The following is a 19072-nucleotide window of genomic DNA, read 5'->3' on the forward strand; positions in this document are numbered from 1 at the left end:
CTGGCTGCGGCCGCCGCCCTGATGGCGCGCGACCAGGCCGGCCCCGCGCTGGCGCACCAGCTGCTGCTGTACCCGGCGCTGGATTTCGCCTTCGACACGCCGTCCTACCAGCGTCATGCGGAAGGCTTTTCATTGACGCGGGAAGCCATGCGCTTTTGCTGGTCGGCCTACCTGAACGCACCAGCTGACGGCATGCAGCCTTACGCAGCCCCGCTGCGGGCCGCTTCGTTCAAGGACCTGCCGCCGGCAACCGTGCTGGTATGCGAATACGATCCGTTGCACGACGAGGGCGCGGCGTATGCCCAGCGCCTGCGCGATGCCGGCGTGGCGGCCGATTGCGTGCAGCTCGACGGCATGATCCACGCGTCCATGCACATGCTGGGCTTGACGCCACAGGCGCGGGGATTGTTCGACGTGGCGGGACTGGCGATGAGGAAAGCAATGGCAATGTAAAAAATCCGCCGCTGGGGATGGCTCCACGGCGGCGGATCTTGTTACTCCACCAGCTTGCGCACCTCGATGCCCTTGAGCCATTTCACATGGCGCGGCCCCGTGCGGATGTCTTTCGCCGAGATCAGGGCGATTTCACCGTCGTTGTCGTCGAGGGCCTTGCCGTTTTTCTCGTAGTAGACGACCACGCCCTCGCCGGCCGGCGCGTTATACAGCTCGCCCCAGGAAAACACCACCGCGTAGCCATCGGTGGCGGTGGCGATGATGGCGATCTTCTTGACGTCGTTGTGGCCCGGCGCGTCCAGCACCGCCTGGTCGAGGATATCGCGCAGGCGCACGCCCTTGTAGCTGGTGATGCTCTCGGCCTTGTCGCCGTTGTGGCGCGTCACGGCAAGCGCGCCGCCATGCGCCGGCGGCAGCTTGCGCAAGTCGGCCACCGTCAGGGTCAATGGCGTTTCCACCATGCCCGTCACGGCAAGTGAGTGGCTCATGTTGTCGCGCGCCGGCGGCGGAGCGCCAGCCCACGCGGGAGGTGCCGCCAGCAGCGTAGCCACAGTGCAGGCGACGAAAATCTTCTTGAACATATTAAATCCTTTCATGGAGCAGTCAAAAAATCAGAACTGATACTGCGCATTGGCCAGCCAGGTGCGACCCGCGCTGGGAAAACCGTCAGCCAGCGCGTAGTTGCGGTCAGCCAGGTTGCTGACGCCCGCTTCCAGGCTCAAGGCCGGCAAGGGGCGAACCACGGCCTTCAGGTTCACCGTGGCGTAGCCGCCCAGTTGCACGGTGTTCGAGACCCAGCGCCCGCTGTTCGCTTCCGCGGTGGCTACCACGTCGACCTGGCGCGCCGCGTGCAGCACGGCGTGCGCTGTCAGCTTGTGGCGCGGCACGTCGGTCAGGCGGGTGGCGCGGTCGCTGACATTTTTCATGTCCGTGTAGGTGTAGTTGCCGCCGAAGTCCAGCCAGGCGCCGGCGCGTCCGCGCACCCCCAGCTCCAGGCCGCTGATGTGCGCCCTGCCCGCGTTGCGCATCTGCGCGCGCACGCCCGCCACATTCGCCACGCTCTGAATCTTGTCCTTCACGTCGCTGTAAAACACGGCGGCCTCCAGCGCCAGCCCACGCAAGGTGGCCTGGTAGCCCACTTCATAATTGAGCGCTTTCTCGGCGCGCAGGTCCGGGTTTTCAATATACGTGCCCAGGCGCTGCGAATAGCGGTCCTTCAGGGTCGGCAGGCGCGACTTGCGCGCCACGGTGGCATACACCTTCGCCTCTGGATACAAGGTGTGAAACAGGCCCGCCTGCACATCCGTGGCCGCCTGATTGCCTGGCAAGGTATAGGCATTGCCGGCGCTGTACACGGTGTCCGGGCGCAGCGCGTTGTGCGACACCCCCAGCGACAGCTGCGTCGTCCCGTTCAGGGCGATGCTGTCTTCCGCGCCCAGGGTCCACAGGGCATCCTGGTACCAGGTGGTGCGCACGTCCTTGGCGTCGAGTTCCTGGTGTTCGTCGGCCTTGTAGCTGGCCACAAAACGCAGGCTGTGCGCGGCCAGGCGCAGCGATTCAAGTTCCACCGCGCCGCCATTCGTGCGGTCGTTATAGATGCTGCGCCCACCGCTGACGCTACCCTGGCCGCTGGTTTTCAGGGTCGTGTAGCTGCCGTTCGTGTACGAGGTGATTTCATTGTCGTAGCTGTCATGGTACAGGCGTAACTTGAGGCGCTCGGCATCGCCCAGGCGCGTCTGCGACACGAAATACATGCTTTCCTTGTTCCAGTACGGCCACTGCCAGTAGCGCGCGCCCACGGGATTCGTCGATGGCGGCTGGCCCTTTTCGCCATGCTGCTTGTAGTAGCTGAGGGCGTATTCATCGCCACCCACAGGCGTGTAGCCCACCTTGAACGACAGCTTATGATCCTTGCGGTACGCATTGTTGCGCATGCCGCCATCTTCCGTGGCCGTCGGGAGGAAATCGGACGACAGGAGGAAACCATCGCTGTCGATCCAGGACACGCCCGCCTGCAGATACCACAGGCTCTGGTTGGTGCCCACGTTGGCCGACATCTGGCGCTCGCTGCCCGCGCCGAAGCCGACGGACGCATCACCTTCCATCAACGCCGTCGGCTTGCGCGACACCAGGTTGATGGCGCCGCCCAGGGTATTGGCGCCATACGGCACGGAACTGAAGCCCTTGGCCACCTGGATGGCCGCCAGGTCGCTCGTTGTAAAACGGTTGAAGTCGACATAGCCGTCATACGGCACGTAGACGGGAATGCCGTCGATGTACAGCGGCACCTGGCGCGCATCGAAGCCGCGGATGGCCACGGTTTTCTCGTTGCGCGCATTGGTCGACAGCGTCACGCCGGACAACAAGTTCAAGGCGTCGCCCACGTTGTCGCGGTTGAAGCGGCGCATCTCGGCGCGGTTCACTTGCGAGCCCACCTGCTGTTCCGCTTGACCTGCCTGTTCGCGCTGGCCGATCACCGTGACCGTGCCCAGCACGAACGGCGCCGCCTCCGCGTCTTCCTTGCCGGCGGCCTGCTGCGCCAGCACCAGCACCACGGCGCCTGCCATTACCTGTCTCAACATCGTCGTTATTCTTTCTTCCTCGTTATATATCGCTTTATATAGCGATATGCAAAAAAGTACAAAAAAAGCAGCCGCGCATGCGGCGGCCGTCACCCAACATCGCAATATACAGACGTATATAACGATGCTCAAGCAGCAAGGCCACAAACCGCTGCGCAGGTCAATTTTCCGGGAAAAATTCATGCACCGCAGCATTTCGCTGTGCGAACGAATGTTTCACAAAACGATTGACATGCGAAATTTGGCTAGGCAAACTGGTTTCCAGGGAGCGTGACAATGAATGCCAATATGACAAATATTCAAGCCGCAACGGATCCGGAACTCATCGTCTTCAGCGACGACGAGGAAGGCAAGGACCGCCAGTTCGTCAACGCGCTGGCGCGGGGGCTGGAAGTGCTGCGCTGCTTCCGTCCCGGCGAAGTCTTCCTGTCGAATGCCGAGATGGCCAAGCGCACGGGCATTCCGAAGCCGACCATTTCTCGCCTCACCTACACCCTCACCAAACTCGGCTACCTGAACTACTCGGACAGCCTGGGCAAGTACCAGCTGGGCGCCGGCGTGCTGGCCCTCGGCTACCGCATGCTGTCGAACCTGGATGTGCGCAAGATGGCGCGCCCGCTGATGGAAGAACTGGCCGAACATGCGCAAGCCTCCGTCTCGCTGGGCACGCGCGACCGCCTCAGCATGGTCTACGTGGAGACGTGCCGCAGCAGCGCCAACGTCACCCTGCGCCTCGATGTCGGTTCGCGCATCCCCCTGATGACGACGGCCATGGGCAAGGCCCTGCTGTGCATCCTGCCGCAGGCCGAGCGCGACTACCTGATGGACCACGCCAGGGTGCACGAGACGGAACGCTGGCCGCGCATCAAGGCCGGCATCGAACAAGGCTTCAAGGATTACCAGGACCGGGGCTTTTGCATCTCGGCCGGCGAGTGGCAGAACGACGTGCATGCCGTGGGCGTACCCATGCTGGGCGCGGACGGCGAACAGGTGATGGCCTTCAATTGCGGCGGCCCCGCCTTTTTGCTGTCGCGTGAAAAACTCGAATCCGAGCTGGGACCGCGCCTGGTGGCCCTCGTCAGGACAGTGGAAAAAAACCTGGGCCGCGGTTAGACTGCGCGCCCCCTTTCAACGATAGCTCAAATCCAAGCGCCGAGGAAACCGATGATACGCGACGAAGAAACCCTGAACATCCTGCTCGACAGCATTGCCCGCTTCGTGCGCGAAGTGCTGGTGCCGAACGAGGCGCTGGTAGCCGAAACGGACACGATACCGCCCGCCATCGTGGCACAGATGCGCGAACTGGGCCTGTTCGGCCTGTCCATCCCGGAAGCCTACGGCGGCCTGGAACTGAGCATGGAAGAGGAAGTGCGCGTCGCCTTTGAAATCGCCCGCACCTCGCCCGCCTTCCGTTCGCTGATCGGCACGAACAACGGCATCGGCTCGCAAGGCATCGTCATCGACGGCACGGAAGCGCAAAAACAATATTACCTGCCCAAGCTGGCTGCCGGCGAGATCATCGGCTCGTTCGCCCTGACGGAAGCGGGATCAGGATCGGATGCGGCCTCGCTGCGCACCACGGCCGTGCGCGACGGCGACTTCTATATCCTCAACGGCAGCAAGCGCTATATCACCAACGCGCCCGAAGCGAGCATTTTTACCGTCATGGCGCGCACGGATCCCGTCAAGCGGGGCGCCTCGGCCATTTCCGCCTTCATCGTGGAAAAGGATACGCCGGGCCTCTCGCTGGGGAAAATTGACAAGAAGATGGGCCAGCAAGGCGCGCATACCTGCGACGTGATCTTTGAAAACTGCCGCGTCCCGGCCGCGAACGTCATCGGCGGCAAGGAAGGCGTGGGTTTTAAAACGGCCATGAAAGTGCTCGACAAGGGCCGCCTGCACATCGCCGCCGTCTGCGTGGGCGCGGCCGAACGCATGCTGGCCGACGCCCTGGCCTACGCCATGGAACGCCAGCAGTTCGGCCAGCCCATCGCCGAATTCCAGCTGATCCAGGCCATGCTGGCCGACAGCAAGGCCGAGATTTACGCGGCGCGCAGCATGGTGCTGGACGCGGCGCGCCGGCGCGACAACAAGGAAGACATTTCGACGGAAGCGTCGTGCTGCAAGCTGTTCGCCTCCGAAATGTGCGGCCGGGTGGCCGACCGCTCGGTGCAGATCCACGGCGGCGCCGGCTACATCAGCGAATACGCGGCCGAGCGCTTCTACCGCGACGTGCGCCTGTTCCGCATCTACGAAGGCACGACGCAGATCCAGCAGATCGTCATCGCCCGCAACATGATCAAGGCAGCGCAAAAGTGAAGGAGGCCGTCATGGACATCCCTGCCCTGCTGGAAGGCTTGCCGGCGCGCCTGTCGGCGATCCCCGCCCACTGGGCCGCGCGCACGCCGGACGCGCCGGCGCTGCACGAAGGGGGCCGCAGCTGGACGTATGCGCAGCTGCGGCACAGCGTGGAAAGCGCTGCTCAGCTGCTGCGCCAGCTGGACGTGCGCGCCGGCGACCGCCTGATGGTGGTGGGCGAGAACAGCGCGCTGCAGGTGGCGCTGATCTTCGCGGCCGCCAGCATCGATGCGTGGATCGTCAACGTCAATGCGCGGCTGTCGGCACGCGAGATCGACACCATCGTCGAACACAGCTCCGCGCGGCGCGTGCTGTTCCTGGCCGGCGCCTCGCCGGAAGCGGGCGCGCATGCGGCACGTCTGGGCGCGGCCAGCGCCACCGTCGATGGCATGGGCCAGCTGCTGGCGGGCGCCTTGAACGAGACGGCCATCGCGGAAGACACGCTCCCTGGCAACGAACAGGTGGCAGCGCTGATCTACACGACGGGCACCACGGGGCAGTCGAAAGGCGTGATGCTGACGCACCGCAACCTGCTGTTCATCGCCGCCGTTTCCAGCACCCTGCGCGGCTTGAGCAGCAACGACCGCGCCTACGGCGTGCTGCCGATTTCGCATGTGTACGGCCTGGCCTCGGTGGCACTGGGCACCCTGTATGCGGGCGCCGCGCTGTACCTGGTGCCGCGCTTTTCCGTTGACGGCCTGCTGTCGGCCCTGCAGGATGACGGCTTGACCATCGTCCAGGGCGTGCCCGCCATGTACGCCAAGCTGCTGCAGACCCTGGGCGGCGCCGAGACTCCCCTGCCCACACGGCTGCGCTTTGCCTATGCGGGCGGCTCGCCGCTGGCGCCGTCGCTCAAGCACGACGTGGAAAAGCTGCTGGGCACCGCACTGCACAATGGCTATGGCATGACGGAAAGCGCGCCCACCATCAGCCAGACGCGCCTGGAAGCGCCGCGTTTTGATGATTCCGTCGGCACGCCGATTCCCGGCGTGGACGTGCGCGTCGTCAGCCTCGATGGCGGGGACGTGGCGCCGGGCGAGCCGGGCGAACTGTGGATACGCGGGCCGAACGTCATGGCCGGCTATTACCGCGAGCCGGCCATGACGGCGGCCACCATGCGCGATGGCGGCTGGCTCAATACGGGCGACATGGCGCGCCAGGAAGCCGACGGCGCCCTGTTCATCGTCGGGCGCACCAAGGAACTGATCATCCGCTCCGGCTTCAATGTGTATCCGCTGGAAGTGGAAACGGCGCTGAACGCCCATCCGTCCGTGGTGCAGTCGGCCGTGGTGGGCCGCACTGTGGCCGATGGCAACGAAGACGTCATCGCCTACGTGGAGCTGGACCCGCAGCACCCCGTGACGGTGCAGGCCTTGCAGCAATACCTGGCGCAGACCCTGTCGCCCTACAAATGCCCGTCCGCCATCATCGTCATGGAAGCCCTGCCGGCAGCGGCCACCGGCAAGATTTTAAAGGGGCAGCTGCGGCAAATGGCGCAGAATGCACTGTAAGTTGGACCATGCTGTATCAGACCCGACAATAAAACCCACGCGGGTCACCTTGCCGGCACCGATCCTGGCGCCGGCAAACCAAGCCACATCACCGGAGGAGACACGATGAAACGCACATACACACGCATCGCCATGGCAGCGCTGGTCGCCAGCGCCTGGATGACGCAAGCCAGCGCCGACGAATTCCTGGTCGGCGCGGAAATCCCCCTGACGGGCAACCTGGCGCGGGTTGGCGCCGGCATGCAGGAAGGCATCATGGTCGCGGCCGAAGTGTTCAACAAGACCAACGGCAAGCACACGATCAAGATCATCACCGTCGACGACGAATCGGCGCCGGCCAAGGCCATCGCCGCCGTGGAAAAACTGGCCAGCCAGGGCGTGGTGGCCATCACGGGCGGCTATGGCTCGAACAATATCTCGCCCGCCTCGGACACGGCGAACAAGCTGGGACTCGTCTACATCACGTCGGGCGGCGTGGACGACAGCCTGGTGGCCAGCGGGCGCAAGAATTTTTTCCGCATCAATAACACGGCCGGCTACGAAAAAGCCATGCTGGGCATGCTTGCCGACGTGGGCGCCAAGTCCGTCTCCATCATCTACTCGACCAAGGACGCCACCACGGGCCTGGCCAAGGACGTGGAAAAAGCCCTGGCGGCCAAGGGCGTGAAAGTGACGACGCATTCGTTCGACCCGGCCATTACGGACTTCAAGCCCATCATCAACAAGATCAAGCTGCAGGATAAATCGGAAGTGGTGGCCATGGTCGGCTACGAAAACGACTACGTGGGCATCATCCGCGCCGCGCGCGTGCTGAAACCGAAGATCAAGGCCATGGTGGGCGTGTGGTCGCTGGCCACGCCGAAGATGGCGGCCGATTTTCCCGACCTGATGCCGAACGTGTTCGGCACGGCCCTGCTGCCCTTCCCCACGGAATTCAAGACGACCGACGGCAAGGCCTTCAGCGACGCCTACAAGCAGCTGTACAAGAAGGAGCCCGACTACCTGGGCCAGTTCGGCTATGTGCAATCGATGCTGCTGTTCGAAGCGATCGCGCGCGCGGCCGACAAGGGCACCATCAAGAAAGGCGGCGTGGCCGAGGAAATGCGCAAGACGGACCGCGAAACCCTGATCGGCCGCGTGCAGTTCGCCGCCAACGGCGACAACCAGAACTTCGTGCACCGCATGGCGCAGCACCAGGACAAGAAAGTGGTCATCGTCTGGCCGAAGGACCAGGCCACGGGCAAGCTGGCCTATCCTGCCGTGCCCTGGTAAGCCGCAGCCTCCCGCTGCACACGCGCGTGCCCCGGCACGCACCGATGAACGGCATCCCTGGCGCATCCCATGCGATGCGCCAGGGGTGCCTGACGGGATGACGACATGACAGAATTAATCTTGCAAGCCCTGTATTCGGGCTTGCTGCAGGGCGGCTCCTACGCCCTGATCGCGCTGGGTCTGGCGCTGGTGTTCGGCACCATGAAAGTGATCAACCTGGCGCACGGCGAACTGGTGCTGCTGGCCGCCTACATCGCCTACAGCGTGGAGTCCGGGCTGGGACTTGGCCCCATGTTCGCCATTCCCATCGCGCTGGTGATCGTCAGCCTCACATCCGTGGGCGTCTACCTGATCGTCAGCCGCATCAAGAAGGACCGCGAAATCAATTCGCTGATCCTCACCTACGGCATCGGCGTCATCCTCACCAATTTCATTTTGCTGGTCTGGAAGGCGGACATCCGCTCGACGTCGTCGAGCTGGCTGCAGGAAGGTTTCGAGATCGGCCCCTTCTTCAGCATGCGCAGCGAAGTGATTTTCTTTGGCGTCAGCCTGGTGCTGATGGCGGCCCTGTGGCGCTGGCTGTCCACCAGCTGGTATGGCCGCGCCGTGCGTGCCGTCTCCAGCAACCGCGACGCGGCCAAATTGATGGGCATCGACCCGGGCCGCACGGAACTGGTGTCCTTCCTCGTCGCCGGCATCCTGGCCGCCTTCGCGGGCGTGGCGCTGTTCAGCTATGGCGTGATCCAGCCGGCCTACGGCGGCGCGCTGACGGTAAAGGCCTTCATCATCACGGTACTGGCCGGCATCGGCTCGATCCCCGGCGTGCTGATCGCCGCCGTGCTGCTGGGCGTGGCCGAAGCGCTGACCGTTACCCTGGCCAGCTCCGCGCTGCAGGAATTGTCCGGCATGGTGCTGTTCCTGCTGGTGCTGTTCATCATGCCGAACGGCCTGTTCGGCGCACAACGGAGGCGCGGATGAAGCGGTCTACATTGATTTCTACGGCGGTCCTGCTGCTGGCAGCATATGTCGCCGTGCCGCTGGCGCTGGGTGCCAACCAGTACGTGATGAGCATGGTGGTGGCGGCCCTGGTCATCGGCGGCGTGGCCATGTCCTGGGCCCTGCTGGGCAACCTGGGCGGCATGGTCAGCTTCGGCCACGCGGCCTTCTTCGGCGTCGGCGCGTATGTCTCCGCGCTCACCACCGTCAAACTGGGCCTGCCCGTGTTTGCCGGCATGCTGCTGGGCGGCGCGGGCGCGGCCATCGCCGCCGTCATCATGCTGCCCGTGCTGCGCCTGCGCGGGCCGTATTTTGCGCTGGCCATCCTCGCCTACGCGCACATCTTCCGCATCCTGGCCACGGAATGGAGTTCCGTCACGGGCGGCGCCGGCGGCGTCAACAATATCCCCACCCTGCCCACGGTTTTCGGCGTCGACCTGGCCAGCAAGACGGGCGCCTACCTGGTGGTCTTGACCCTGGTGGTGTGCTGCGCCTTTGCCTATAGCCGCATCCGCGCCAGTCATTACGGCATAGCCCTGCGCGCCATGCACGACAGCGAAGACGCCACGCGCGTCGTCGGCGTCAACAGCACCTTGCTGAAAGGCGCGATGCTGCTCGTGTCGGCCTTCATGGCGGGCCTGTTCGGCGCCTTCAATGCCCACTACATCAACTTTCTGGAACCGGACTACGCCTTCAACAGCCTGTGGGTGACCTTGCCGATCGTGGCCGCCATCTTCGGCGGCTACCGCACCATCCTCGGCCCCGTGCTGGGCGCCGTGGTGGTCTACCTGGTCGACCAGCTGATCTTCAAGTCGCTGATCCCCACCGGGCACCAGCTGGTGCTGGGCGTGCTGCTGGTGGCGATGATCGTCTTCAGCCCGAACGGCTTGCTGCCGCTGCTGCAGCAATGGCTGAAAAACGCGTTCAACGCCAAGGAGACAACACATGCTTGAACTCGATAATGTGTGCGTGCGCTTCGGCGGCCTGACGGCCGTCGATTCCGTCACCCTGAACGTGGGCAGCCACGACGTGATCGGCCTGGTGGGAGCGAACGGCGCTGGCAAGACCACCCTGTTCAATGCCATTTCCGGCCTGGTGCGCCCCACCAGCGGCAGCATCCGCTTCGAGGGACGCGACATCATGGCCACGCCCATGTACCAGCGCGCGCGCCTGGGGCTGGGGCGCACCTTCCAGATTCCGCAGCCCATGCATGAACTGACGGTGCGCGAAAACCTGATCGTGGCGCAGCGCTTCGGCACGGGCAAGGTGGACCAGCGCAAGATCGATGAAATCCTCGACTTTACGAGCCTGGCCGACAAGGCGGGGCGCGACGCGGCCAGCGAACTGGCGCTGACGGAATTGAAGGCGCTGGAAGTGGCCAAGGCGCTGGCTACCAATCCAAGGCTGCTGCTGCTCGATGAAGTGCTGGCCGGCCTGGAAACCAACGGCAAGCGCCGCTTCATGGGCATGCTGAAGGATTTGCATGCCGCCTTTGGCGTGGGCATCGTCATGATCGAGCACGATATCGAAACCATCAGCAATCTGTGCCAGCGCGTGGCCGTGCTCAATTTTGGCCAGCTGATCGCCGACGGCACGCCGGACGCCGTGTTCCGCGATCCGGCCGTCATCGAAAGCTATACGGGAGCCGCCCATGCTTGACATAGAGAACCTGCGCGCCGGCTATGGCGCCATCAATGTGCTGTGGGATGTATCGCTGGCTATCCAGAAGGGCAAGCTGACCACCATCATCGGCCCGAACGGCGCCGGCAAGACCACCCTGCTGCGCACCATCATGGGTCTGCTGCCGGTCGGCGCGGGCAGCATCGCGCTCGATGGCCAGTCCATCAACGGCACGCCCACGTGGAAGATGAGCGATGCGAGGGTCACGATGATACCCGAGGGGCGCATGACCTTCCGCGACATGAGCGTGGAAGAAAACCTGATCATGGGCGCGTTTCCAAAGGAGCACCGCAGCCACATGCCGGCGCGCCTGGCCGAAGCCTACGCCATGTTCCCGCGCCTGCACGAACGCCGCAGGCAGCTGGCCGGCTCGCTCTCCGGCGGCGAGGCGCAGATGCTGGCCATGGCGCGGGGCTTGATGTCGGATCCGTCGCTGCTGATCATCGACGAGCCGTCATTGGGCCTGGCGCCGCTGGTGGTCAACGAATTGTTCGAGATCCTCGCGCGCCTGAACGACGGCCGGCGCACCATCATCCTCGTCGAGCAGAACACGGCGCGCGCGGTGGGCGTGGCCGACCATGTCTACCTGATGCAAAGCGGCAGGGTGGCGCTGTCGCAAAAAGCCGACGAGGTCGACCTCGAGCACCTGCACGCGCTGTACTTTGCGCGCTGAGCGGCATGCGCCACGCGCATGGCGGGCGGCCTGCGGGCCGTCACTCCTCGTCGTCGGCCAGCTTGTCGAACACCTGCAGCTCACTCTTGCCGAGCCCGCTCGTCACGAAGGGATCGTCGGCAGGCAGGCGGCCTGTATCGACCAGCGTGCGCAGCTTGCTCAGGCGCTCGCCCTGCGCCAGCGCTTGCGCCTGCGGATCGGCATCCGCGCTGGCATCGGCGCCGGCCTGCGCGATCGCGCACGTCACGGACGCGGGAAACTCCCATAATTCGGCGATCCGCACCGACAGGATGCGCGCCTGCGCAAACACCTGGGCAATGAAGGCGTCCGATTGCGGGAAGGCGTCGGGCGCGTGCATCTGGTCGATCAGCCGGAACGCCACCACCAGGCCGACATTGGCCATCAGTCCCGCCAGGTAGGCATCAAAACCGTCCGCCTGCAGGGCCGGCGCGACCAGATTGGCCGCCAGCGCACATTTCTCGGACTGGCGCCAGATCAGCGGCGCCGTGCGGATGGTCAGCCCGCCGCTTTGCATGCTGACGATGGGACGGAAGGCGACGCGGGCCAGCAGCATGCGCATGCCGTTTTGCCCGAGCAGCATGATGGCGCCTTCCATATTGTTGATCGACGGGCTGGCGTTGTAGCGCGAATGGTAGCAGGGCCGGTTCGCTTCGCGGTAGACCTCGGCGACCAGCAGCACGTCCTGGGCCAGCTGGCGCGACAGCTCGGCCGCGCTCATGTTTTCATCTTGCAAGGTCCGCATCAACTGCGGAATGATGGCCGGAATGCGCGGTATCAGCGCGGCGCCAGCGATCGGCTCACTGGCCAGGCGCGTCAATTCGTCCAGAATCTGCTGCTCCGCCTGCGCCGTGGCCTGCGTCGCCCCCGCCGCCGCCAGCCAGCGGTAGTACATGGCATCGATTTCGGTGATGGTGGCCGGCTGCCGCGCCATCTCGGGCGCCGCCGCTGGCGTGACGGGCGCCAGCTTGTTCTTGCCGTCGCCGCCGTTCAGTAATTTTCCTATCCAACCCATTGCTCTTCCAGCCCTCTATGCATCACTATCGCGACATCCGCGCCGCGATTTTACTTGATCACGGCAGCGCCGGTGCGGCGGGCGTGGTTGGCCTTGTCCAGCTGGCGCAAGCTGCTACAGTAGCGTTCCCGCTACCCTCCCTGCCTTGCAAGGTAAATCATGAACAACATGCTGGCCCAGTACATCACCAGCCAGGCGTATAACAACGCCTGGGCCAACCACCGCCTGCTGAAGGCGTGCGCACAGCTGGCCGAGGCCGAGTTCCAGGCCACGCGGGTCAGCTTTTTCCCCACGATCCAGTCCACCCTGAACCATATTTTGACGTGCGACTGGTTTTATCTCGATGCGCTCGAGCGCGAGCTGCGCGGCGACGTGCCGCACCCGGACTGCTACACCTTCTTTGCACAGGACGAGCCCTGCACGGATTGCGCCACGCTGCAGGCGCAGCAGCAGGCGTCCGATGCGCGCCTGATCGCGCATTGCCGCAGCCTCTGCGATGCGGACCTGGCACGGCCCGTGACGATCCTGCGCGACACGCCGCAAACCGACACGCGCCTGCGCCTGCTGGCGCATCTGTTCCAGCACCAGATCCACCACCGGGGGCAAGTGCACGCCATGCTGGCCGGCACGCGCATCGCGCCGCCGCAGCTCGATGAATTCTTCTGCGCCGGCGAAGCCGATGAGCGGGCGCAGGATTTTGCGGAACTGGGCTGGACGGAAAACGACGTCTGGGGCCAGCGCTGAACTACTGCCCGGCGTGGCAGCAGACGCACAGCTTGTTGCCGTCGAGGTCGCGGAAATACGCGCCATAGTAATGCGCGTGGTAATGGGGCCGCAGTCCCGGCGGCCCTTCGCACACGGCGCCCAGTGCCAGCACGGCCTGGTAGCAGCGGTCCACCTGCGCGCGGCTGGCGGCCAGCAAGGCCGTCATCTGCCCGTTGCCGGGCGCGGCGGGCAAGCCGTCATGCGGCGCGCCCAGCACGAACAGCGGACGCAGCGCCGTCTTCGCCATCCAGCCCGCCCAGGGCCTGGCCGGATCATGAAATTTCTCGATCAGATCGAGTTCTCCCAGCAGGACAGTGTAGAAAGCGTAGGCGCGAGGAAAATCGTTGGTGCCAAGGCAAATATGGGACAGCATGCGGCTCCTTCAAGGATACAGACACGTGTGCGGCGAGATGCGCCAGTTGATTATAATGGCGCATCGCTTTCCGACACGCTCCCATGCCAGACCTCGACCGCATCCAGCTGCACCCGCCGGCCAGCGCCGACCTTCCCGCCTTGCTGGCCTTCGAACTGGACAACCGCGCCTATTTTGAATCCTGGGTCACGGCCCGCGCGCCGTCCTACTACACTGCCGAAGCCGTCGCCGCCGCCATCGAACGGGCGCGGCACGAGCGCGAGCACGACCATGCGCACCAGTACCTGGCCAAGCTGGACGGGCAGATCATCGGCAGGGTCAACCTGACGGGCGTCGCGCGCCCGTATTTCAACAAGGCGACACTGGGCTACCGCATCGGCGAACAGTTTGGCGGGCGCGGCTACGCCACGCGCATCGTCGCGCTGCTGCTGGACGAGGCCTTCGGCGCGCTGGACCTGTGGCGCCTGGAAGCGACGGCGCGGCCGCAAAACCTGGGCTCGATCGCCGTCATGCGGCGCAACGGCTTCCATCAATATGGCAGGTCGGAGCAAGCCATGCGCTTCCAGGATGCATGGTCGGACTTGCTGTATTTCGAACGGCGCAATGGCACGGCCCCGGGCTGAAACACGGCATTTCCTCGCATCAGCGCGACTTTCCCCCTATAGGCCGCGCCTTTGTGACAGCGCAAAGCCGCAGCATATTGAACTGATAACGTCAGACTTCGGGAATTTTTAATATCTTGCCAAGTCCAACATGAAACTGCATCAACGCCTGTTCGAACATGTGCTGCTGATACTGGCATTGGCCATCGCCATCTTCGCTGCCGCCATCGTGCTGGCACGCATGACACAGTGGGCGGAAGTGCAGGAATTGCCGGCCTACGTCGTGCAAGGCATGCACCTGGTGGGCAAGGTGCTGTTTATCCTGGACGGCTGCGTCGTCATTGCCGTCAGCAGCATCCTGGCCGCCAGGCTGTTTCGCATGCTCACCAAGGAGGACCTATGATCGACCTGCACTACCTGCTGACCCTCCGGCATCCGCGCCGCTTCTGGTACAGCGCCCTTCTCATCGCCGTGGCCTCGGCCATCCTGCTCGATCCGTGGCTCGACAGCATGCCCTGGCTGGTGGCAATACCATTCGTGGCCGGCGGCTTGCTGGTGGCGCTGGGCGAACTGTGGGACGAAATGCCCGGCAAGCAACGGCCAGATGGCAATGGCGATGCGCACACGCCATGCCGGCGCCCGTAAGCGCCGCGTGACGCTGGCGCGCAACACAAGGGCACGCCAGCATCGCTGTCAGGGGCCTTTTAAGACTGGCTTCAGGCTGGCCATGCATCGTGGACAGACGCCCACAACGGGCGTTTTCCCAACGATCACGGGCACAGGCCCAGCGAAAGAGCCAACATGAGCAAATGGATGCGCGCCAACAAGGGTTTTTTGATGTTTTTGCTGCTGTTCGGCGTGTTCCGCACGGCCGTGGCCGACTGGAATCCGATACCGTCGGCCTCCATGCGTCCCAACCTGCTCGAAGGCGACGTGGTCTTCGTCAACCGCCTGGCCTTCGACTTGAAAGTGCCGCTCACCGATGTCGTGCTGCAACGCCTGGGCGAGCCGGCACGCGGCGACATCGTCACCTTTTCCTCACCTAAAGACGGCACGCGGCTGATCAAGCGCATCATCGCCCTGCCCGGCGACACGGTGGAAATGCGCGATGAACAGCTGATCATCAATGGCCACGCCGCCCGCTACACGGCGCTCGGCACGGCGCCCGAGGCGATCGACCGCGTGGGACAATTGACGGCGCAGCGCTTCAACGAACGCAACGGTACCGAACAGCACCACATCCAGGTCCTGCCGCAAATCGCTGGCGCGGCGCGCAATTTTTCCCCCGTGACGGTGCCGCCGGAGCATTTCATGATGCTGGGCGACAATCGCGACAACAGCGCCGACTCGCGCTATTTCGGCTTCGTGCCGCGCGCGCTGCTGATCGGCAAGGCCGAGCGCATCCTGGTCTCGGCCAATATCCAGGAACATTGGCAGCCGCGCCTGCAGCGCTTCGGCATGAAGCTGGAGTAAACCTTGCCGTGCAGAACGCCAGGCTTTTCGGTTAGCATGGCGCATCATGCCGAACTTTCCTCTTGCCAGCCCGCACGCCGCCAGCACGCATCACGCGCTCGACCAGCTGGCGCACTTCCTGCAACGCCACCCCGACGTCCTGCTGCTGACGGGCGCCGGCATCAGCACGGCGTCGGGCATCCCCGATTACCGCGACCCGGACGGCGTGCGGCGCGGCAATGTGCCCGTGCAGGGACCGGATTTTCGCCGCCAGGATGCCGTGCAGCGCCGCTACTGGGCGCGCAGCATGGTGGGCTGGCCGGCGCTGGCGCGCGCCGTGCCGAATCCCGGACACCTGGCCATCGCCCAGCTGGCCCAGCGCCAGCAGATCGGCGGCCTGGTGACGCAAAACGTGGATGGCTTGCACCAGCAGGCGGGCAGCAGCGGCGTGACGGAATTGCACGGCAGCATACATGCGGTGGTCTGCCTCGATTGCCATGCAGGCTTTGCGCGGCGCCTGATACAAGACTGGCTGGAACGCGACAATCCGCAACTGCTGGGCGCCACGGCCACGCCGGCGCCCGACGGCGACGCCTTGCTGGAGCCGTCGCAGCTGGCCACCTTCCACCTGCCGCGCTGCCCGCACTGCGGCGGCACCCTGCAGCCGGACGTGGTGTTTTTCGGCGATGGCGTGCCGCCTGCCTGCGCCGAAGAAGCAGCACGCAAGATGCGCGAGGCCAGCGCCCTGCTGGTGGTCGGCTCGTCCGTGATGGTGTATTCGAGTTTTCGCCTGTGCCGCATGGCGGCGGAAGCGGGCAAGCCCGTGGCCGCCATCAACCTGGGCAAGACGCGCGCCGACCATTTGCTGGCATTCAAGACGGAAGCCCCGGCACAGGACATCTTGCCAGCATTAGCGGCCATGCTGGGCTGATCACGGCGCAGCGGCGCACCGCTCTGGCTATACTATGCGATTAACGAGGAGAATTCATGCTGGAACTGTTGAGTGAACACGCCTGTTTTGGCGGCGTACAACGATTTTATCGCCACGATGCGCAAGCCATCGGCTTGCCCATGCGTTTCTCGGCCTTCATTCCCGACACGGCAGCCGGCGCCACGGCCAGCACCAAACGCCCCGCCCTGTTTTACCTGGCGGGCCTGACCTGCACGGAAGAAACCTTCATGATCAAGGGCGGCGCCCAGCGCGTGGCGGCCGAGGAAGGCCTGATCTTGATCACGCCCGATACCAGCCCCCGCGGCGCAGGCCTCGCGGGCGAGAGCGACAGCTGGGATTTCGGCGTGGGCGCCGGCTTCTATGTCGATGCCACGCAAGCGCCATGGAGCGGCCACTACCGCATGTACAGCTACATCCTGGAATTGCGCGCCTTGCTGGAACAGGAACTGGCTATCGATGCGCAACGCACGGGCATCTTTGGCCACTCGATGGGCGGCCACGGCGCGCTGGTGCTGGCCTTGCGCAACCCGGAACTGTTCCGCTCCGTCTCCGCCTTCGCGCCGATCGCCGCACCCAGCCAGTGTCCATGGGGCAAAAAAGCCTTCACGGGCTACCTGGGCAGCGACACCGCCAGCTGGCAGCAGTACGACGCCAGCGCGCTGATGCGCGGCCTGGCCGGCCAGCCCGTGCTGTTTCCAGCAGGCATCTTGATCGACCAGGGCCTGGCCGACAAGTTCCTGCCCGAGCAGCTGTACCCGGAAGTGTTCGAAGCGGCGTGCCAAAGCGCGGGCCAGCCCCTGCAGCTGCGCCGCCAGGCCGGCTACGACCATGGCTATTACTTCATCGCCACTTTCATGGAAGAGCATGTGCGCTTCCATGCGCGCAACCTGCGCGCCCTGAGCTGAACTGAGTGCCTATTGCACCGTGCTGGTATGCCCGTTGAAATGGCGCGTGTACCAGTCGGTGGCCAGCACGGCCGCCTGGTGGCGCGTGTCGGGGCCGCCCGGTGCGGCGATCTGTTCCAGTTGCTTGTCGCAGCGCAAGGTCGCAAAGGCCATGCGGTTCAGGCCCGCCACGTCCGGGTCGCGGCCGCCCACGATCAGCAACGATGGCACGCGCACGTTTTCCAGTGCCGCCTTGCCGGCCATTTCCACCTGGCCATCGCAAACGGCCAGGGCGGCGATATCGGCACTGCGCCAGGCGGCCAGCTGCATCACCACGGCCGCGCTGGTGCCATAGCCGTACAGGCCGCAAGGCAGGCGCCGCGTGGTCGGGTCCACTTGCAGCCAGCCCAGGGCTTTTTCCAGCTGGCGCGCCAGCAGGACGATATCGCTGCGCACGAAATACGCATGGCCATTGCTGCCGCCGCCAGGCGCGACGCCGCCCTGGTCGAAACGCAGGGTGGCGATACCCGCTCGCAAAAAATCCTGGGAAGTGGCGTGGCTCGATGCGCCCAGATAGTCGCTATCGGCGCCGGCGCCGTGGGCAAACAGGACGATGCCCACGGGCCGCTCGGGCATTTCAAGCACGCCGTCCATCTGAAGTTCATCGGCCGTGATGCTGACAAATTGTTCTTGCATGGCTGCCTCCGCTATCGAGCTGAAATCCAGCTGCGCACATCGAGCTTCTGCTAAGCTGATTTTGCCGGGCTGGGCGACGCCTGCATGCCCTGGGCGGCAGTTATCAGTGTAGCAGCCTGCGGCCATTCCTGCCCGGCCGTTCGTGTGGAAACGGCGCACGGCAAGCACAGGATCGGCGCAGCGGCAAGGCTAGACGGCGCCGTGCCGGTCAAGCCCCTTCAGCACGGCTTCCGGACGGATCGGCAAATGCCGCACGCGCGAGGCGACGGCGGCAAAGATGGCGTTGCCGATGGCGGGCGCCACGGCCGTGGTGGGCGGCTCGCCCATGCCCGTCGAGGTTTCCGTGCTGGTCACGAACTCGATATCCAGCTGCGGCACGTCGGCCATGCGCAGGGGCGTATAGGTATTCAGGTTGGTATCCTTGACCTCGCCATTCAGGAAGGCCGTGCCTTCATGGATGGCCATGCTCACGCCCCACAGGGCGCCCCCTTCCGCCTGTGCCAACGCGCCGTCCGGGTCGACGATGGCGCCCGCGTCGATCACCATGGTCAGCTTTTCGACGATGACCATGCACGTGCTGCGGTCGACTTTCACCCGCGCCACGCATGCCGTCCAGGTCGGCATGTCGCGCTCCTGGCCAAACGTGGCGGCGATGCCCAGGCCCGTGTCGGGCGGCATGGCCGTGCCCCAGCCCGCCTTTTCCGCCGCGCGCCGCAACACATGGGCCAGGCGCGCGAGCGCATGCATACGAAACGGCTCCATGATGAGTAATACGCGCCCTAGCAACACC

Annotated in this window: 22 protein-coding genes; 16 read left to right on the forward strand and 6 right to left on the reverse strand. The window is 64.8% G+C overall.

All coding sequences use genetic code 11. The annotated features are described in order from the left end of the window. The coding region (locus JaAD80_RS24925) for an alpha/beta hydrolase fold domain-containing protein (protein ID WP_146012526.1) at positions 1-453 on the forward strand (453 nt) is incomplete at its 5' end. Positions 454-494: 41 nt separating this feature from the next. On the opposite strand, the gene JaAD80_RS24930 is transcribed toward JaAD80_RS24925, so the two are convergent. Together JaAD80_RS24930 and JaAD80_RS24935 are read right to left on the reverse strand one after the other, a co-directional pair. After that, positions 495-1034, reverse strand: coding sequence for a molybdopterin-dependent oxidoreductase (locus tag JaAD80_RS24930; RefSeq protein ID WP_180979580.1), 540 nt, complete (start codon positions 1032-1034; stop codon positions 495-497). A gap of 30 nt (positions 1035-1064) precedes the next feature. Beyond that, complete coding sequence (locus JaAD80_RS24935) at positions 1065-3035, reverse strand: TonB-dependent siderophore receptor (RefSeq protein ID WP_102298557.1); 1971 nt, start codon at positions 3033-3035, stop codon at positions 1065-1067. A gap of 288 nt (positions 3036-3323) precedes the next feature. On the opposite strand from JaAD80_RS24935, the gene JaAD80_RS24940 reads away from it, so the two are divergent. The 8 genes from JaAD80_RS24940 to JaAD80_RS24975 all read left to right on the forward strand — a co-directional run bounded on the left by JaAD80_RS24940 (position 3324) and on the right by JaAD80_RS24975 (position 11525). Further along, complete coding sequence (locus JaAD80_RS24940; RefSeq protein ID WP_102298589.1) at positions 3324-4148, forward strand: IclR family transcriptional regulator; 825 nt, start codon at positions 3324-3326, stop codon at positions 4146-4148. A gap of 51 nt (positions 4149-4199) precedes the next feature. Further along, the gene (locus JaAD80_RS24945; protein ID WP_102298559.1) at positions 4200-5354 is read left to right on the forward strand and encodes an acyl-CoA dehydrogenase family protein; all 1155 of its coding nucleotides are present in this window, start codon (positions 4200-4202) and stop codon (positions 5352-5354) included. 11 nt (positions 5355-5365) lie between these two features. After that, positions 5366-6904, forward strand: coding sequence for a class I adenylate-forming enzyme family protein (locus JaAD80_RS24950; protein ID WP_102298591.1), 1539 nt, complete (start codon positions 5366-5368; stop codon positions 6902-6904). Between the two features lie 105 nt (positions 6905-7009). Then, complete coding sequence (locus tag JaAD80_RS24955; protein ID WP_102298560.1) at positions 7010-8176, forward strand: ABC transporter substrate-binding protein; 1167 nt, start codon at positions 7010-7012, stop codon at positions 8174-8176. Positions 8177-8281: 105 nt separating this feature from the next. Continuing rightward, a complete protein-coding gene (locus JaAD80_RS24960) occupies positions 8282-9154 on the forward strand; it encodes a branched-chain amino acid ABC transporter permease (RefSeq protein WP_102298562.1) in 873 nt (290 codons plus the stop codon). Then, complete coding sequence (locus JaAD80_RS24965) at positions 9151-10125, forward strand: branched-chain amino acid ABC transporter permease (protein ID WP_102298563.1); 975 nt, start codon at positions 9151-9153, stop codon at positions 10123-10125. The genes JaAD80_RS24960 and JaAD80_RS24965 overlap by 4 nt, the downstream gene beginning before the upstream one ends. Beyond that, on the forward strand, positions 10118-10831 hold the full coding sequence (locus tag JaAD80_RS24970) for an ABC transporter ATP-binding protein (protein ID WP_102298564.1): 714 nt from the start codon (positions 10118-10120) through the stop codon (positions 10829-10831). Before JaAD80_RS24965 ends, JaAD80_RS24970 begins: the two co-directional genes overlap by 8 nt. Beyond that, complete coding sequence (locus JaAD80_RS24975) at positions 10824-11525, forward strand: ABC transporter ATP-binding protein (RefSeq protein ID WP_102298566.1); 702 nt, start codon at positions 10824-10826, stop codon at positions 11523-11525. Before JaAD80_RS24970 ends, JaAD80_RS24975 begins: the two co-directional genes overlap by 8 nt. A 40-nt stretch (positions 11526-11565) precedes the next feature. Here the strand turns inward: JaAD80_RS24975 and JaAD80_RS24980 are convergent, their stop codons facing one another. Next, entirely contained in the window at positions 11566-12558 is a 993-nt protein-coding gene (locus JaAD80_RS24980) for an HDOD domain-containing protein (protein ID WP_102298568.1), read from the reverse strand. A 159-nt stretch (positions 12559-12717) separates the two neighbouring features. Between JaAD80_RS24980 and JaAD80_RS24985 the strand changes: the two genes are divergently transcribed. Then, a complete protein-coding gene (locus JaAD80_RS24985; RefSeq protein WP_102298569.1) occupies positions 12718-13302 on the forward strand; it encodes a DinB family protein in 585 nt (194 codons plus the stop codon). Between the two features lies 1 nt (position 13303). Here JaAD80_RS24985 and JaAD80_RS24990 read toward each other — a convergent pair whose 3' ends face one another. Continuing rightward, positions 13304-13696 carry a VOC family protein gene (locus JaAD80_RS24990; protein ID WP_102298572.1) on the reverse strand — a complete coding sequence of 131 codons (393 nt, stop codon included), beginning with the start codon at positions 13694-13696 and terminating at the stop codon, positions 13304-13306. 83 nt (positions 13697-13779) lie between these two features. Here JaAD80_RS24990 and JaAD80_RS24995 point away from each other — a divergent pair, with 83 nt between their 5' ends. The 6 genes from JaAD80_RS24995 (at position 13780) to fghA (ending at position 17607) form a co-directional block, all read left to right on the forward strand. Then, complete coding sequence (locus JaAD80_RS24995; protein WP_102298574.1) at positions 13780-14319, forward strand: GNAT family N-acetyltransferase; 540 nt, start codon at positions 13780-13782, stop codon at positions 14317-14319. 130 nt (positions 14320-14449) lie between these two features. Then, on the forward strand, positions 14450-14701 hold the full coding sequence (locus tag JaAD80_RS25000; protein ID WP_102298576.1) for a hypothetical protein: 252 nt from the start codon (positions 14450-14452) through the stop codon (positions 14699-14701). Next, positions 14698-14943 carry a hypothetical protein gene (locus JaAD80_RS25005; protein ID WP_102298578.1) on the forward strand — a complete coding sequence of 82 codons (246 nt, stop codon included), beginning with the start codon at positions 14698-14700 and terminating at the stop codon, positions 14941-14943. Before JaAD80_RS25000 ends, JaAD80_RS25005 begins: the two co-directional genes overlap by 4 nt. Positions 14944-15099: 156 nt before the next feature. After that, the gene (gene lepB / locus JaAD80_RS25010; protein WP_102298581.1) at positions 15100-15771 is read left to right on the forward strand and encodes a signal peptidase I; all 672 of its coding nucleotides are present in this window, start codon (positions 15100-15102) and stop codon (positions 15769-15771) included. Positions 15772-15817: 46 nt separating this feature from the next. Further along, positions 15818-16681 (forward strand): NAD-dependent protein deacetylase, encoded by an 864-nt coding sequence (locus JaAD80_RS25015; RefSeq protein WP_102298583.1) that lies wholly within the window; start codon positions 15818-15820, stop codon positions 16679-16681. Positions 16682-16737: 56 nt separating this feature from the next. Continuing rightward, complete coding sequence (gene fghA, locus JaAD80_RS25020) at positions 16738-17607, forward strand: S-formylglutathione hydrolase (RefSeq protein ID WP_102298585.1); 870 nt, start codon at positions 16738-16740, stop codon at positions 17605-17607. 9 nt (positions 17608-17616) lie between these two features. On the opposite strand, the gene JaAD80_RS25025 is transcribed toward fghA, so the two are convergent. Both JaAD80_RS25025 and JaAD80_RS25030 read right to left on the reverse strand, forming a co-directional pair. Then, positions 17617-18282, reverse strand: a complete 666-nt coding sequence (locus JaAD80_RS25025) for a dienelactone hydrolase family protein (RefSeq protein WP_102298587.1) — start codon at positions 18280-18282, stop codon at positions 17617-17619. A 189-nt stretch (positions 18283-18471) separates the two neighbouring features. Next, positions 18472-19072 (reverse strand): molybdopterin cofactor-binding domain-containing protein (locus JaAD80_RS25030; protein ID WP_146012527.1); only part of this gene is annotated, 601 nt, incomplete at its 5' end.

It is taken from the genome of Janthinobacterium sp. AD80 (genome assembly GCF_002878455.1).
Classification (GTDB): domain Bacteria; phylum Pseudomonadota; class Gammaproteobacteria; order Burkholderiales; family Burkholderiaceae_D; genus Janthinobacterium.